Source organism: Streptomyces sp. CLV115 (assembly GCF_038448545.1).
Classification (GTDB): domain Bacteria; phylum Actinomycetota; class Actinomycetes; order Streptomycetales; family Streptomycetaceae; genus Streptomyces; species Streptomyces sanglieri.
In genome coordinates this window covers 12,807-30,098 of the sequence record NZ_JBCEWQ010000020.1, presented here as the reverse complement: position 1 = coordinate 30,098, position 17,292 = coordinate 12,807, and the positions used below count along the sequence as shown (strand labels likewise).

Sequence of the window (17,292 nt, the reverse complement as noted above, 5' to 3'; positions counted from 1 at the left end):
GCGCGGATCATTCACCCGCATGACGACCGGTCCCAGCGGCACCGGCCTGCTCGGCGACGATGTCCGCGCTCAGTCGGCCGGTCACCCGCACCAGCATGGACGCTGCGTACCGGGCAGCGACCGCGTCGCCGGCGCCGATCGCGTCGACGAGCGCGGTGTGCCAGTGATCGTGCTCGGCGGCGACGTCGTCGTCCCACGGCAACGCGGCCAGCAGGGCGGACAGGGCGCTGCCCAGGTGTTCGTAGAGCTCCATGAGCAGCTCGTTGCCGCCGGCCTCCACGATTGCGAGGTGAAAAGCCCCGTCGGCGGCCGCGACCTGAGCCATCGACCCGGAGCGGTTGCTCTCGCGAGCCGCCACCAGGAGCTCCCGGAGTCGTGCCGCATCCGCCTCCGACCGGCGCTCAGCGGCCAGACCGGCCGCGTATTCCTCAAGCACCGCCCGTAGCTCCAGGACGTCCGCCGGCCGCGTGGTGGCCGTGCGCCGCAGCAGGACTGCTTCGAGCTCGCTGGTCACCCGGACATACGTGCCGTCGCCGACACGCGCCTCCAGCAGGCCGAGGTGGATCAGCGCCCGCAACGCTTCGCGAACGGTGTTCCGGCTGACCTGGAGCATGTCGGCCAGCTCCTGCTCACCCGGAATACGCGTGCCCACCGGCCATCGCCCGGACGTCAGCTGCTCCCGCAACTGGTCGGCGACCTGCGCTGCCAGCGTCGTCGCCCGGCGCGGCTGCCGCAACCCCTCCATGAAGACCTCCAAATGTTGGACATCTGAACATCTGTAGAGAAACACACGGGCGGCCGACCGAGCTAGAGACGTGTGACGCACATCACTTTTGATGTCGATGTGCGACGACATCTCCGGGGACGGACGCCGCCGGCGTCGGCTTCGGCAAGCACTGGACGATCAAGTGGGGCGGATCATCGACCGGCCTCCCGCCGAGCGCGGGACCGGTGTCCGGCTCGGAGCGGAAGTGACCGTCGCACCGCCCCTCGGCGAGGACCGACAGCAGCCCGCTCTGCCGATCGGACCGGAAGCGTGGCCGGTCGGCCGATGTGGTGTCGTGGCGGCGTGCCTAGCGTCGTGTTGACCAAGCCACCACGCTTCGAGGGGAACGTTCGATGGACCAGCGAGGGACGACCGGAGCACACGCCGACGCCACGACCGTGGCCGGAGTGACCACGGAGTTCGAGCCGGACGTCATTGACCTGCTGGTGAAGGCGTTGCGCCGGGCGGTCAGGAGCGAGTCCTCGGCCGTGGGGACGGACACTCTGCTGGGCGAGCTCGTGCTGGGGGACACGGAGGCGGGCGGGGCGATCGCTCCGGGGACACGGAAGGCCGGTTCGCTCAGCGGCATGATCTTCGGCCGGGCGGGTCTCGGCTGGGTGAGCGACGACGAGGTGCGCAGTGTGCCGGCCGGTGCTGGTGCCAGTGCTGGTGCTGGAGGCGGCGCCGGTGCCGATGAGGAATCCCATCAGGAAGCCGACGAGAGGGAGGTCGACGCCGCCTGGCGTGAGGCACGGTGGCGCTTCGGCCTCGGTTCGCGCGGATCGGCCGTGCAGAGCAGTCGGGCGTTGCCCGGGATGACCGGGGCGATGCGCGCGTGCCTGCTGCTCGCGCTCGGGGCGGCCCGCGTCGAGGGGACGATCTCGGTGCGCTGCCGGCACGTGGCCCGTGCCCTGTTGGACCTGCCGGACACCAGGGCACGGGAAGCCCTGTTGCTGCAGAGGCTGGACACGGCCGCCTCGGCGACCGCGCTCGACGCACTGGACGCGAGTGCCGCAGCGGAGAACGAGGGGCCGGAATCCCGCGGCGTCACCCTTCTCCGCCGGGCCGGAACGCTGGGCAGGAGCGGAAACCGCCTGACCCGCGCGCTGACTTCATGGACCTCCGGGGCCTCGGAGAACGGCTCACCGGTTCTGTTCGCGGTGACCGTCGAGGCCGTGCGGCAAGCGGTACGGTGCGGGCGCACCGCGGCGGAGCCGGTGGATCTCCTGCTGGGGACACTGGCCCTGGACCGGGCGCTGTCCGTTGCCGGGCGCTCGCTGCCCGGGAGTCTGGCGGACGCCAACGCTGCTCCGGCCCTGCTGCGCCGATACGGCGTGCGGCAGGTCTCCCTGGTCTCTTCGGCTTCGGCGACCGATTTCGTTTCCGTTGCGGTTCCCGACGGCTCCGAGACGCGTCTGTCCGCCGCCGCCGACCGGATCATGGCGGTCGTGCGGCTGTCCGCCGCCGAGCACGGTTCGCCCACGGTCGGAACGGTCCACCTGCTGTCCGCGCTGCTCGACGACTCGGCGACGGCGACGGCGACAGCGACAGTGACCGACAGGAACACGGACACGGACACGGACAGGGACACGGACACGGACGCCGGGGCCGGGGCCGGTGGCGCGGTCGTACGGATGCTGGCTGCGGACCGGGTGGACATCGCCGCGTTGCGGGCGCAGCTGCGTCTCGGGCTGGGCGCATGACCCCCGGGCCCCGCCGTGCGGCGACCGCCACCGCCGCGGCTACCGTTCCTCCCGGGGATCCACGGTGGCGGGGCAGGGGTGATCAATGAGTCGGGTGCCCGAAGAAGCAGAGCCGTTGCTCCTGTCCGTACGGCTGGGACGCGCGCTGACCGGAGTGTCCCGGTGGGCGCGTCGCGAGCTGGCCGAGAGCCGGGCCGCGGTGCGTGCCGCCGAGCGCCGTACGGTCGGCGCCGAGGCGCTGGTCTGCGCCCTGGCGGCAGCCTTCTGCCTGATGCCGCTGCTGCTGGTGCCCCCGGAACGGCCGGTGTCGGCGGTGCTGGAAGGGGTGTGGGCGGCGCTGCTCGTCCCCGCTCGGCGCGGCCGTCCGGCCGCCGCTGTCCTGGGTACCTCCTTGCTGTTCGTGGGTGCCAACGTGTGGACGCTGGCGGTGGTGCCGCTGATCGTGCTGTCCGCCGCCCGCCGCATCGCACCGCCGAGGCGTGCGTGGCGGGTCACCGGGGCGGCCTGCGCCGCCGTTGGCGTCCTGACCGTCGTCTGCGCCCTGGTCCGGTCCGACGACCTGCTGTCGGAACTGGCCGGCACCGCGGTCTCCGCGGTACTGCTTCTGCTGCTTCCCACGCTGGCCGGGAGCCTGCTGGGGCGGCGGCGCCCCCTGGTCAGCCTGCTGCGGGAGCGCAACGCCTACCTGGAACAGGCCCGCACGCTGACCACCGCGGCGGCCCGGACGGAAGAACGGACGCGGATCGCGGGAGAGATGCACGATCTCCTGGGCCACCGGCTGAGCCTGATCTCCGTCTACGCGGGGGCGCTCGAACTCGCTGCCGAGCGGCAGGCACCCGCCCTCGCCGGGCAGGCCGATCTGCTGCGCACGACGGCCGGCACGGCGATGGACGAACTGCGCGAGATCCTCGGTGTCCTGCGGCACGCCGACCTGGCGGACCCGGCCCTGTCGGACGACAGGCCCGGGGAGCAGAGGGGAACGCGTGAGGACATCACCGCTCTGGTGACGGAATCCCAGCGGACAGGCAGCACCGTCGAGTTGGCATGGTCCGTCCCCGACACGGTCGAGGTGGGCCTCCGTACGCGTCAGGCGATTCACCGAATGGTCCGCGAAGGGCTGACGAACGTGCTGAAGCACGCGTCCGGTGCGCCCACCAAGGTGGAGGTCAGGAGCACGGGCAGCGGGATCGAGGTGTCTGTCACCAACGACGCGCCGCACACGCCGGATCGCTCCCACGCGGGAAGTCACAGCGGGCTGGCCGGCTGCCAGGAGCGGATCTCGTTGCTCGGAGGAACATTCGAGGCGGGCGCCTTGACGAACGGCGGTTTCCGCATGGCGGCCTGGCTGCCCGTCCAAGGGGACGGCCCCCTGGAATCCGCCGCGCTCCCGGGTGCTTCTGCCGCAACCCCCTTGGGCGCGGCCCGTCTCCCGTCCAGCAGCACCAGGCGCTCCGGCCCCATCGGACAGGCAGGATCTCGCGCCCCGTTGTCGGACGAGATCCTGACCTGGCCGCGCATCCTGGGATCGGGCTGTGTGGCAGCACTCGTGGTCCTGCCGACGGCGGGCTTCCTCGTCGTACTGCTTACGGCGGCAGCCCTAAGATGAGCTGATGATCCGAGTCCTGGTCGCCGACGACGAGGCGCTGATGCGTGCCGGGATCCGGCTCATCCTGGAGAACGCCGAGGACATCGAAGTGGTCGCCGAGGCGGGCGATGGCCGGGAAGCCGCAGCGGCGTGCCGCGCCCAGGACATCGATGTGGCCCTCCTCGACATCCAGATGCCGACCAGTGACGGAATCGCGGCCGCCGAGGACATCGCCCGCCTCTCGCCCCGCACCTGTGTCGTGATGCTGACGGCGTTCGGCGAGGAGGCGCGCGTGACGCGCGCCCTGCGGGCCGGCGCGAGCGGGTTCCTCCTCAAGGACACCGGCCCCACCGAGCTGATCCGCGCCGTGCAACTCGCGGCGAGGGGGGAACCCGTACTGGCACCCCGGATCACCCGACGGCTGCTGGAGCGGCACGTACAGTCCGGACGGGACACCGAGGCCGCTCTGCGCAGGACCGAAGAGCTGACCCCGGCCGAACGGGATGTCCTGCGACTGCTCGGCACGGGCCTGTCCAACGCCGAGATCGCCGATCAGCTGTATCTGAGCGCCGGCACGGTCAAGGCGCACATCAGCCGGATCCTCACACGCACCGGCTGCGCCAACCGCGTACAGGCCGCCGTCCTCGCACACGACGCCGGGCTGCTCACGGATCGTTGAGGCGCTGTTCCGATCGTTGAGATGGCGTTCCGACCGCTGAGGCACCGCTTCGATCGTTGATGTGCCGCTCCGCGTCCATGATGCCCGGCCGGGCATCCCCGAGCGGGCCGAGGCCCAGCGCTCGTAGCCGGTGCGGTGGACGTGGCCGGAGCCGGCACCGGAACGCCGGACGGACAACGCCCCCATGCCCCGGCCCGATGAATACATGGCCGGCATAGGGCCCGGATAGGCCGCCCTTCAAACATGGCCATAACCGACCACACAAAGGGGCGTCGAACTGATGAGCGAGCAGCAGACCGAAGAGACCCGGTACCGCGTCGTGCTCAACGACGAGGAGCAGTACTCGATCTGGTGGGCCGACCGTGCCCTGCCGGCCGGCTGGCACGCCGAGGGCAGCGAGGGTACCCGCGAGGAGTGCCTCGCCCGCATCACCGAGATCTGGACCGACCTGCGCCCGCTGAGCCTGCGCCGCCGCATGGACGCCACCGCCGCCTGACCGAACTGGCCGCCGGATCCGAGGCCGGGCCCGACCCCCACCGCGCCGCCCGATCCCGATGGAGGAGAGACTGTGAACGACCGCACGCTGTCGGGTTCGTACACCGGTGCAACCACTGCCCGGCCCAGGACCGCACCCCTGCTGCCCGCGCTGTTCGCCGCCCAGCGCACCCGTACCCCCGACGCGCCCGCCGTGATCGGCGCAGACGGAAGCGTGGTCACGTACGCCGGACTCGGCGCGCGCGCCGCCCTGTTCGCCGCCCGGCTGCACGCCCTGGGCGTGCGCCCCGGCGACTTCGTGGGCGTGTGCCTGCACCGCGGGCCCGACCTGGTCGCCGGGCTCCTCGGTGTATGGCTGGCAGGCGGCGCCTACGTACCGCTCGACCCCAACCACCCCGAGAGCCGCATCGCCCTCGTCCTCGACGACGCGCAGGCGCCGGTGGCCGTCGCCGAGCGGTCCACCGCCGGCAAGCTGCCCACGGGCACCCGGCTGCTGCTCGCCGAGGACGTCACCGACGAACAGCGCCAGGATTCCGACGTCGAACAGCCCACAGCGGTACCGGAGTTCGTCGCCGAACCGGCCCGGCCCGCCTACGTACTGCACACCTCCGGCTCCACCGGCCGCCCCAAGGGCGTCGTCGTTCCGCACGAGGGCATCGCCAACCGGGTGCGCTGGCTCGCCCACCGCCACCGGCTCGGTCCCACCGACCGGGTGCTGCTCAAGACCACCGTCGGGTTCGACGCAGCCGGACTGGAGCTGTTCTCCCCGCTCATCAGCGGCGCCGCCCTCGTACTCGCGCCGGAAGGCGCCGAGCGCGACCCGGCGACCCTGCTCGCCGCCGTCGCCGACCACGGTGTCACCGTCCTCCAGGGCGTCCCCTCCGTCTACCGGCGCCTCGTGGACGAACCCGGCTGGGAGCGGGCCACCGCCCTGCGCCTGGTCTTCAGCGCCGGTGAACCCCTCCACGCCGACCTGTGCCGCCGCATCCTCGAACGAGCGCCCGGCGTACGGATCTGGAACACCTACGGTCCCACCGAGGCGTCCGTCGACATCACCGAGCACCTGTGGGACCCGGACCGGGACACCGGCGCCGTCCCCGTCGGGCGCCCCATCGGCAACATGCGCGTGGTCGTCCTCGACCCGGCCGGACGGCCCGTGCCGGTCGGCGTCCCCGGCGAACTCCACGCGGGCGGCATCGGGCTCGCCCTCGGCTACCTCGGCCGCCCGGACCTGACCGCCGAACGCTTCGTGCCCGACCCGCACAACGAGGGACAGCGGCTCTACCGCACCGGCGACAAGGTGCGCTGGCGCGCCGACGGCGTCCTCGAATACCTCGGCCGCCTCGACCAGCAGGTCAAGGTCAACGGCGTACGGATCGAGCCCGGCGAGGTCGAGGCCGCGCTCGCCGCCCACCCCTGGGTGCGCACCGCCGTCGCCGCCGCCGTGCCCGACCCCGCCGGCGGCGGCCACCGCCTCGCCGCCTGGGTGCAGCCGCGTGGCGAGGCGCCCCGTCCCGACGAACTGCGCGCCTTCCTGCGCCGCACCTTGCCCGATGTCCTGGTGCCCGCCGTCTTCGTGACCGTCGACGAGTGGCCGCTCACCGCCAGCGGGAAGATCGACCGGGGCGCGCTGCCCGACCCGGCCGAGAGCCGCACCGAGACCGCCCACATACCGGTGCGCGACGCCACCGAGCGGGCCGTCGCCGAGATCTGGGCCCAGCTGATCGCCGTCCCCGCCGGGGAGATCGGCGCCACCCACGACTTCTTCCAGCTCGGCGGCTCCTCACTGATGCTGACCCGGCTCTCCGAACTGCTGTCCGCGACGGCCGGCACCCGCGTACCGCTGCGCGCCCTGTTCACCGCGACCACCGTCGAGACCCAGGCCGCTCTGATCGGCCACCCCGCCGACCCGACCGGCGACGACCACCTTGCGGAAACGGTCCTTCCCGCGCCCCGCAAGCCCGAGGGCCTGCCGCTCTCGCCCGGCCAGCAGGGCATGTGGCTGCTCGACCGGCTGCGCCCCGGCAGCAGCGAGTGGAACGCCCCCGCCTTTTTCACCCTGCCCGCCGAGTACAGCGACGCCACCGTCGCCGCCGCCCTCGGCGCACTCGCCGACCGGCACGAGATCCTGCGCACCCGGTACGTGCTGAACGGCACCGAGCCCGTCCAGATCGCCGATGCGCCCGGCACCCGCCCGCCCCGGCTGCGCACCGCCCTCGCCGCCACCGCCGCCGAGCTGAACGCAACCGTGCAGGAGGAGTTCGCCCGCCCCTTCGATCTGGAGAACGGACCCGTCTGGCGCGCCCTGACCGTACGCGGAGGGACCGAGCGGCTGCACGTGATTCTCTCGCTGCACCACATCGCCTGCGACGGCTGGTCCTCCGTCGTCCTGGAACGCGACCTCAAGGCCCTGGCCGAGGCCGCGCACACCGGCACCGACGCCCGGCTGCCCGAGCTCCCGGTGCAGTACGCCGACCACGCCGCCCACCGGCGCGCCCGGCTCACCGACACCTTCGTCTCGCGCGAACTCGACCACTGGAAGCGGGAGCTGGACGGCATCGCCCCGCTCGACCTGCCCACCGACCGGCCCCGGCCCCCGGTGCGCGACGCGCACGGCGCCGTCCACCTCTTCACACTCCCGGCCGCGCTCACCGAGCGCGTCGCGGCCCTCGGCCGCAGCTGCGGGGCGACCCTCCAGCAGACCCTGCTCACCGCGTTCTCCACACTCGTCGCCCGCCTCACCGGCCGCTGGGACGTCCCGGTCGGCATCCCGGTGGCCGGCCGCGAGCGGCCCGAGACCGCCGATGTCGTCGGGTTCTTCCTCAACACCCTCGTGCTGCGCTGCGACGCCGCGGCCGACGACACCTTCCGCGACGCCGTCGTCCGGGTCCGCGACACCGCCCGCACGGCCTTCGCCCACCAGGAGCTGCCCTTCGACCGGCTCGTCGCCGAGCTCGACGAGAGCCGCGACGCCGCCCGCACCCCGCTCTACCAGGTGATGTTCGACCTGCACGAGGAGGGCCGCACCGGCACCGCGACCTCGGCCGGCGACCTCGACGCCTTCCGGGGCGCCTGGCAGGCCGCCCGCACCGACCTCACGTTCGTCGTGCAGCGCCGGGACGACGGCTCCCTGCTCGGCATGGCCGAGTACGCCACCGCCCTGTTCGACCCGGCCACCGTCGAACGGTTCGCCGACTGCTGGACCCGCCTGCTGGAGGCGGTCACCGACGACCCGTGGGTACGGCTGGGCACCGCCGACCTCCTGCCCGCCCCGCTGCGCGCCGAACTCGTCGCCCACGGCCCGGGACCCGCCGGAGCGGGGGACACCATCACCGGAGCGTCCGACGGCGGCGTGCACACCGCGATCGCGGAGGTGGCCCGGCGCTCCCCCGAGGACCCGGCCGTCGTCTGCGGCGACGAGACCTGGACGTACCGGCGGCTGACCCGGCGCGCCGAATTCCTCGGCCACCGGCTGCGCGCGCTCGGCGCCGGCCCGGAGACCACCGTCGCCGTGCTGCTCGGCCGCACCCCCGACCTGCTCGCCACGATCCTCGGCAGCTGGCACGCCGGGGCCGCCCATGTGCCGCTCGACCCGGGCGCGCCCGACGACCGCATCGCCCATGTGCTCGCCGACTCGGGGGCGGGCGTCCTCGTCACCGACACGGTGGGCGCCGCCCGCCTGGCCGGGATCCACCGGGGCGCCGTCCTCACCCTGGACACGGAACCGGACGCCGCGCCACCGGCGGACGCCGAGCCGCTGCCCGCCGGGGACGGCACCCGCCTCGCCTACCTGATGTACACCTCGGGCTCCACCGGCCGCCCCAAGGGCGTCGCCGTCGAACACCGCACCCTGCTGCCCACCCTGCGCGCCTTCCAGGCCCACCTGGACTTCGGGCAGGGCCCCGACGACGCCTACCTGGCCCTGGCCCAGCCCACGTTCGACATCTCCTGGACCGAACTCGTCATGCCGCTCGTCGCGGGCGGCCGGGTCGTCCTCGCCCAGGACCACGAACTGCGCGACCACCGTGCCCAGTTGGCGCTGCTCGACCGGCACGGCGTCAGCCACCTCCAGGCCGCCCCCGCGCACTGGCAGATGCTGATCGACGCCGGATTCGGCCGCCGCCCACTGGTCGGCAAGACCGGCGGCGAGGACTGCCCGCCCGCCCTCGCCCGCGACCTCTCGCGCAGGCTGCGGCGGTTCATCAACGAGTACGGGCTCACCGAGACGACCATCGCCTCCACCCGCTGGGACGCGCACGACACCGCGCGGTCCACCCCGATCGGCCGCCCCTACCCGCACTGCACGGTCCGGGTCCTGGACGAGAACCTCACCCCCGTGCCGTACGGGGTGACCGGCGAGCTGTGCATCGGCGGGACCGCCCTCGCCCGCGGCTACCACGGCAGACCCGGCCCGACCGCCGCCGCTTTCGTGCCCGACCCGTACGGCGAGCCCGGCGCCCGCCTCTACCGCAGCGGCGACATGGCCCGCATGCTGCCCGACGGCACACTGGAGTTCGCCGGCCGCGCCGACGGCCAGGTCAAGATCCGTGGCAGGCGGGTGGAGACCGGCGAGGTCCAGGGCGTCCTGGCCGAGCACCCCGGAGTCTCCCAAGCCGTGGTAACCGTCCACGGCACCGGATCCGACGCCGCGCTCATCGGCTACTGGGTGGCCGCCGACGGCACCCCCGTGCCCGGCGACAGCGCCCTCCTGGACCACTGCGCCCGCAGGCTGCCCGACTACATGGTCCCCGCGCTGCTCGTGCCGCTCACCGCCGTACCGCTCACCCGGCACGGCAAGGTCGACACCGCGGCCCTGCCCACGCCCGACCTCGCCGCCGCGCTCGCCGACGAGCCGTACACCGCGCCCGAAGGACCCGTCGAGGAGATCATCGCCGGGATCTGGGCCGAGGTGCTGCACGGCCCGGACGCCGTCGCGGGCCACCGGATCGGCGCCCGCCAGGGGTTCTTCCGCAGTGGCGGAAACTCCGTGCGCGCCGCCCAGGTCGTCGCCCGCATCCAGGAGGAGTTCGATGTCGAACTGCCCCTGCGCGCCGTCTTCGAACGCCCCACCGTCGCCCGGCTCGCCGAAGCCGTGGAAGAGGCCGTGACGGCCGAGATAGAGACGCTCACCGAAGCCGAACTCGCCCTCGCCCACAGGGAGTACCAGCCGTGACCGCACCCACCGCGCCGACGCAGCCCACGCAGGAGGAGCTGCGCGCCGAGCTCCTGCGCCGCCGCCTCGCCGGGCGCGCCGGGCGCGGCGCCGGCACTTCCGCCCGCACCGCCGCGATCCCGCGCGCCGACCGCACCGGACCCCTCGAACTCTCGGCCGGGCAGCGCCAGTTGTGGTTCCTGCACCAGCTCGACCCGGAGAGCCCCGAATACCTGCTGCCGATGGCGTACCGGCTGCGCGGCCCGCTCTCGCCGGGCACCCTCCAGCAGGCGTGCGACGCGCTCGCCGCCCGCCACGAGATCCTGCGCACCCGCTACGTCCTGGACACGGCCGACCCACGGCAGGTCGTCGACCCGGCCGGTCCCGTCGACCTCGCCGTCACCGACCGGCCCGGCCTGGACGCGGCCGCCCGGGACGCGGCCGCCGTCGCCTTCACCGAGGCCGGTGCCGCCGAGACCTTCGACCTGGCCGCCGACCACCCGCTGCGGGTCCGGCTGCTGCGCTTCGCCCCCGACGACCACGTCCTGCTCGTCGTCATGCACCACATCGCCTGCGACGCGCTGACCCGCCCACTGCTGCTGGCCGACCTCGCCGCCCTCTACCGGGGCGAGGAGCTGCCCGAACTGCCCGTCCAGTACGCCGACTACGCGGCCTGGGCGGCCCGCAGACAGAACGGCCCCGATGCCGACCGCGGCCTCGACCGGTGGCGCCGGGAGCTCGCCGGCGTCGAACCGCTCGCCCTGCCCACCGACCGGCCCCGCCCCGCCGTGCGCACCTGGGGCGGCGCCACACACGGCTTCGACGTCCCCGCCACCACCGCCACCGCGCTGCGCAGGGTCGCCCGCGACGGCGACGCCACCCTCTTCATGGTGCTGCTCACCGCCTACCAGACCCTGCTCGGCCGCTACACCGGCAAGCGGGACGTCTCGGTCGGCACCGCCGTCTCCGGACGTACCCGCCCCGAACTGCGGCAGATGGCCGGATACGCGTACAACACCCTGGTGCTGAGGGCCCGTTGGGGTGCCGACCCGGCCTTCCGGGACGTCCTCGCCGCCAACCGCACCACCGTGCTGGACGCCTTCGACCACCAGGAGACGCCGTTCGACCGGATCGCCGACGAGCTGGAGCCCGAGCGCGACCTGTCCACCACACCGCTCTTCCAGGTCATGTTCGACCTCGCGTCCGGCGAGGGGGCCGACGGCCCCGACCTGCCCGGCATCAGCGCCGAGCCGGTCCCCGCCGCGAGTTCCATCGCCCGCTTCGACCTGACGCTGCACCTCACCGAGCGCGCCGACGGCACCCTGCACGGCAGCCTCGAATACGCCACGGCCCTCTTCGACACGACCACCGCCGCCCGGATCGCCGGCCACTACACCCGACTCCTCGCCCAGATCGCCGCCACCCCCGACGCCCCGCTCTCCGCCCTCGACCCGATCGGCCCCGAGGAGCGCGCCCTGCTCCTGGACGGACCGGCCACCCCCGTCGGCACCGATCACCCCCTCGACGCCACCGCCCTGCGCCCGGTCCTGGAAACCATCCTGGAACAGGCCGCGGCCACCCCCGACGCCACCGCCCTGCGCCACGGCGGCACCACGTACACCTACCGCCGGCTCGCCGAGGAATCGGAGCAGTACGCCCGCCGGCTCGCCGGGCTCGGCATCGGCCCCGAGGACACCGTCGCCGTCCTCCTGGACCGCTCGCCGCAACTGGTCGCCGCCCTGCTCGGCATCTGGCGTGCGGGAGCCGCGTACGTACCCGTCGACCCCGGCTACCCGGACGAGCGCGTCGGCCACATGCTGGCCACCACCGGCACCCGGACCGTCCTCACCGAGACCCGCTACGCCGACCGCTTCGAAGGCCCCGCCGTCCCGGTCGCCGGTGACGACGGCCCCGCCGTCCCGGTCGCCGGTGACGACGGCCCCGCCGTCCCGGTCGCCGGTGACGACGGCCCCGCCATCCCGGTCGCCGGTGACGACGGCCCCGCCATCCCGGTCGCCGGTGACGACGGCCCCGCCATCCCGGTCGCCGGTGACGACGGCCCCGCCGTCCCGGTCGCCGGTGACGACGGCCCCGCCGTCCCGGTCGCCGGTGAGGACGGCTCCACCGCTCCGGTCGCCGGTGAGGACGGCTCCACTGCCCCGGTCGCCGGTGACGACGGATCTGCCGCCCCGGTCGCCGACAACGGCGGCCTCACCGTCCTGGTCACCGACGACCCGGCCGAGCAGGCCGCCCGCGCGGCCGCCACCGCCGCGCTGCCCACCGGGTACGACCTCGACGCACTCGCCTACGTCATCTACACCTCCGGCTCCACCGGCCGCCCCAAGGGCGTCCTCGTCACCCACCACGGGCTGGCCAACTACCTCGGCTGGACCGTCCGGGCCTACGCGGAAGCCGGCCCCGGTGGCGCCCCGCTGTTCTCGTCGATCGCCTTCGACCTCGGCGTACCCGACCTGTACGCGCCGCTGATGACCGGCCGCGACGTCCACCTGCTCCCGCAGGACTTCGACACCGCCGACCTCGGCGCCCTGCTCGCCGCGGGCGCCCCGTACGCCTTCATCAAGCTCACCCCCGGCCATCTCGACCTGCTCCAGCAACAACTGACGGATGAGCAGATCAGGGGGCTGGCCGGTCTCGTCATCGCCGCCGGTGACTCCTTCACCGCCCGGCTCGCCGAGCGCTGGACCACCTCGGCGGGCCCCGACGGCACCCGCCTCGCCGCCGAGTACGGCCCCACCGAGATCACCGTCGGCAACTCCGCGTACTTCCTCGACGGACCCGTCACCACCGAACTCGTCCCCATCGGCCGCGCCGTCCCGCACACCACCATGTACGTCCTCGACGAGCACCTGCGACCGCTGCCCGTCGGCGTGCCCGGCGAGGTGTGGATCGGCGGCATCGGCGTCGCCCGCGGTTACGCGGGCCGCCCCGACCTGACCGCCGAACGCTTCGTACCCGACCCCTACGGCCCGGCCGGCACCCGGCTCTACCGCACCGGCGACATCGCCCGCGTGCTGCCCGACGGCAACCTCGACTTCGTCGCCCGCGCCGACCACCAGGTCAAACTTCGCGGCTACCGCATCGAGCCCGGCGAGATCGAGGCCGCGCTCACCGCGGACCCGGCCGTCGCCGAAGCCGTCGCCCTCGTCCGCGAGGACAGCCCCGGCGCCAGGGAACTCGTCGCCTACGTCGTCCCCGCCGAAGGCGCCGGCCCCGACGACCTCACCCCGGCCGCGCTGCGCGCCCGAGTCGGCGAGACCCTCCCGCCGTACATGGTGCCCGCCGCCTACCTCACTCTCGAAACCCTGCCGCTGACCGCCAACGGCAAGCTCGACCGGCGCGCGCTGCCCGCCCCGGGCCGCGCCGCCACCGCCGTCGGCGACTACGTCGAGGCCCGCGACGCCACCGAAGGAGCCATCGCCGGAATCTGGGCCAGCGTCCTGGGCCGGGACACCGTAGGCGTCCACGACAACTTCTTCGAGCTCGGCGGCGACTCCATCCGCGCCGTCACCCTCGTCGGCGCGCTGCGCGAGGCCGGCTGGGAGACCAGCGTCCGCGACATCTTCGCGCACCGCACCGTGGCCCGGCTGCGCGCCGCCCTCGGCGAAGCGGACGGCGCCGGACCGGGCGGCACCGTCGCCCGGTTCGCCCTCATCGGGGAGGAGGACCGGGCCGCGCTGCCCGCCGACGTCACCGACGCCTACCCCGTCTCGCTCACCCAGGCCGGGATGCTCGTCGAGATGTACGGCGAGAGCACCGAGAACCGCTACCACAACATCACCTCCTTCCGGATCCGCGACGAACTCCCCTTCGACCCCGAGGCGTTCCAACGGGCCGCCGACCTGATCGTCGAACGCCACGAGGTCATGCGGACCTCCTTCGCCCTCGACGGCTACTCCCGGCCGCTCCAGCTCGTCCACGCCGCCTCGCGAATGCCCTGCGTCTTCGACGACCTGCGCCACCTGCCGGCCGACCGCCGCGAATTGGTCCTCTGGGAATTCGCCGACCGCGACCGCGAGGAGCTCTTCGACCTCACCCGCGCACCGCTCATGCGGATGGCCGTCCACCTCCTGGACGACGAGAGCTGGTGGCTGTCCATCACCGAGTGCCACCCCGTCATCGAGGGCTGGAGCTACCACTCCCAGCTGATGGAGATGCTCCGCGCCTACCGCGCACTGCGCTCCGGCGCGGAGCCCGAGCCCGCCCCGCCGGTGCCCGCCGTCCGCTACGCCGACTTCGTCGCGGGCGAACTGCGCTCCCTGGACGACCCGGCCGACCGCGACCACTGGCGCCACATCGTCGACACGTACGAGCGGTTCAGCGTCCCGGCCGGCTGGCAGGGCGACGACGAGGGCGACGAGCGCTACCGCATCGACGTCCCGCTCGGCGATGTCGAACCCGGCCTGCGTGCCCTCGCCACCGCCGCCGAGGTCCCCTACAAGAGCGTCCTGCACGCCGCACACAGCAAGGTCCTCTCGCTGCTCACCCGCGCCGAGCGGTTCCGCGGCGGCATGGTCGCCGACGCGCGCCCCGAGGAGGCGGGCGCCGAACGCGTCTCCGGCATGTACCTCAACTCGGTGCCCTTCCCGTACGAGCGCACCGCCGCGACCTGGGGCGAACTCGCCCAGCAGGTCTTCGCCCGCGAGGTCGAGCTGTGGCCGCACCGCCGCTACCCGATGCCCGCCATGCGCAGACCCGGCGGCGAGTCCCACCTCATCGACGTCCTCTTCCACTACCTGGACTTCCACCAGGTCGACACCGAGCTCATCGACATCATGGCCAGCCGCGACGACAGCCCCAACGAGTTCCGGCTCGTCGTCGGCACCCCCGTGCGCGGCCACCTGTCCATCGCCTCCCGCACCCGCACCCTCTCCCGGGGCCGCGCCAAGCGCCTCGCCGCGCTCTACACCGCCGTCTTCGCCGACATGGCGCGCACCGGAACCGACGGCGACGCCCGCGGTTCCTACCCCGACACCTACGAGCGGGCCGCCCTGGCCGCACCCGCCCTGCCGCACTCCGACACCCCCGACGACGTGCTCGGCGCGTTCGAGGCGCAGGCCGCCCGGACCCCGACCGCCCCCGCCCTCTCCTTCGCGTCCGCCACCCACTCCTGCGCCACTCTCTCCTACGCCGCGCTCGACGCCCGCGCCGAGGCCGTCGCCCACCGGCTGCGCACCCTCGGCGCCGGTCCCGAGAGCCGCGTCGCGGTGCTCCTGGACCGGGGCCCCGACCTGGTCGCCGCACTCCTGGGCGTCTGGAAGGCGGGCGCCGCGCAGGTGCCCGTGGACCCCTGCACCCCCGATGCCCGGATCGCCGGCGCCGAGTTCGCTCTCGCGGTCACCGAACGCCGCCACGCCGCCCGCCTGGGCGACATCCCCCTCCTGGTCACCGAGGACCTCACCGACACCCCCGTACCCGCCCGGCCCGCCACCGCCCACGACCCGGACCGGCTCGCGTACGTCCTGCACACCTCCGGCTCCACCGGCACCCCCAAGGGCGTCGAGATCAGCCACCGCTCCCTCTCGCACTACCTGCACTGGGCGGTCGAGCAGTACGCGGCGGCGGGCACCGGCGGCGCGCCGTGGTTCACCTCCGTCGGCTTCGACCTCGGAATCCCCGCGCTGTACGCACCCCTGATGACCGGGCAGACCGTGCGGCTGCTCCCGCAGTCGTACGGGCCCAGGGAGTTCGGCGCCGAACTCCTCAAGGGCGCGCCCTACTCCTTCGTCGGGCTCACCCCCGGCCATCTGACGCTCCTGGAAGCCCAGTTGACCGACACCGAACTCGGCTCCCTGGCCGCGCTCGCCGTCTGCGCGGGCGACGCCTACCCGGCCGCCCAGGCCGACCGGGTCGCCGCCCGCATCGGGACCGGCGGCATGGTCCTCGCCGCCGAGTACGGACCCACCGAGGCAACCGTCGCCGCCACCGCGCTGCGCGTCCTGCCCCGGCACCGGAGCACGCCGCGCCCCGTCGCTGCCCCGGCCGGCGTCCGGGCCGGACTCCAGCACGCCGACACCCTGCACGCCCCCGAACGGCCCCGCGCCCCGCACACCCTGGTCGCCCTCGGCTCCCCGCTCCCGGGCGTCACCCTGCGGCTCCTGGACAGCACGCTGCGGCCGGTCCCCGACGGCATCACCGGCGAGGTGTACCTCGGTGGCGACGGGCTCGCCCGCGGCTACGCCGGACGCCCCGATCTCACCGCCGCCGCGTTCCTGCCCGACCCCTACGGACTGCCGGGCACCCGCCTCTACCGCACCGGAGACCTGGCCCGGCGGCTTCCCGGCGGCGCCCTGGAGTTCCTCGGCCGCGCCGACGACCAGGTCAAGATCCGGGGACACCGCGTCGAACCCGGCGAGGCCGAGGCCGCGCTCGCCGCCGACCCCTCCGTGCGCGAAGCCCTCGTCACGGCGGTCGACGCGGCCGACGGCGGCAAGCGCCTCGCGGCCTGGGTGGTGCCCGCCGAGGGACACACCGTCTCCGTGCCCGCCCTGCGCGAGAGGCTGCGCGCGATGCTGCCCGCCGCCGTCGTCCCGGCGACCGTCACGGCACTGCCCGCGCTCCCGCTCGGCGAGAACGGCAAACGCGACCGGTTCGCCCTGGTGGCCCGCGCCGCCACCGCCGCCGACGCCCCCTACGAGGAGCCGCGCACCGACACCGAGCGACGGCTCGCCGCCGTCTGGGCCGAAGTGCTCGGCCTCGAACAGGTCGGTGTGCACGACGACTTCAGGGACCTCGGCGGCGACTCCCTGCTCGTACCGCCCCTGCTGCTCGCCGCCCGAAGGGCCGGGCTCCCCCTCGACCTCGCGACCGCACTGCGCCACCACACGGTGGAACACCTCGCCGCCGCACTCGACGTCCGCACGGCCCACGACCCGGCCCAGGAAGGCTGACCCC

At 74.1% G+C, this 17,292-nt stretch carries 7 protein-coding genes; 6 read left to right on the top strand and 1 reads right to left on the bottom strand.

From position 1 onward, the window contains the following. Positions 1 to 7: 7 nt before the first annotated feature. The gene (locus AADR41_RS10445) at positions 8 to 745 is read right to left on the bottom strand and encodes a FadR/GntR family transcriptional regulator (RefSeq protein ID WP_342281054.1); all 738 of its coding nucleotides are present in this window, start codon (positions 743 to 745) and stop codon (positions 8 to 10) included. 374 nt (positions 746 to 1,119) lie between these two features. On the opposite strand from AADR41_RS10445, the gene AADR41_RS10440 reads away from it, so the two are divergent. The 6 genes from AADR41_RS10440 to AADR41_RS10415 all read left to right on the top strand — a co-directional run bounded on the left by AADR41_RS10440 (position 1,120) and on the right by AADR41_RS10415 (position 17,288). Beyond that, positions 1,120 to 2,469 carry a hypothetical protein gene (locus AADR41_RS10440; RefSeq protein ID WP_342281053.1) on the top strand — a complete coding sequence of 450 codons (1,350 nt, stop codon included), beginning with the start codon at positions 1,120 to 1,122 and terminating at the stop codon, positions 2,467 to 2,469. Positions 2,470 to 2,563: 94 nt separating this feature from the next. Beyond that, positions 2,564 to 4,075 carry a histidine kinase gene (locus tag AADR41_RS10435; protein ID WP_342281052.1) on the top strand — a complete coding sequence of 504 codons (1,512 nt, stop codon included), beginning with the start codon at positions 2,564 to 2,566 and terminating at the stop codon, positions 4,073 to 4,075. A 4-nt stretch (positions 4,076 to 4,079) separates the two neighbouring features. Continuing rightward, positions 4,080 to 4,733, top strand: coding sequence for a response regulator transcription factor (locus AADR41_RS10430; protein WP_342281051.1), 654 nt, complete (start codon positions 4,080 to 4,082; stop codon positions 4,731 to 4,733). A gap of 280 nt (positions 4,734 to 5,013) precedes the next feature. Further along, entirely contained in the window at positions 5,014 to 5,229 is a 216-nt protein-coding gene (locus AADR41_RS10425) for an MbtH family protein (protein ID WP_342281050.1), read from the top strand. A gap of 72 nt (positions 5,230 to 5,301) precedes the next feature. Continuing rightward, positions 5,302 to 10,401: an amino acid adenylation domain-containing protein gene (locus AADR41_RS10420; RefSeq protein WP_342281049.1), complete on the top strand. Its 5,100-nt coding sequence runs from the start codon at positions 5,302 to 5,304 to the stop codon at positions 10,399 to 10,401. Continuing rightward, complete coding sequence (locus AADR41_RS10415) at positions 10,398 to 17,288, top strand: condensation domain-containing protein (protein WP_342281048.1); 6,891 nt, start codon at positions 10,398 to 10,400, stop codon at positions 17,286 to 17,288. Before AADR41_RS10420 ends, AADR41_RS10415 begins: the two co-directional genes overlap by 4 nt. Positions 17,289 to 17,292 lie beyond the last annotated feature (4 nt).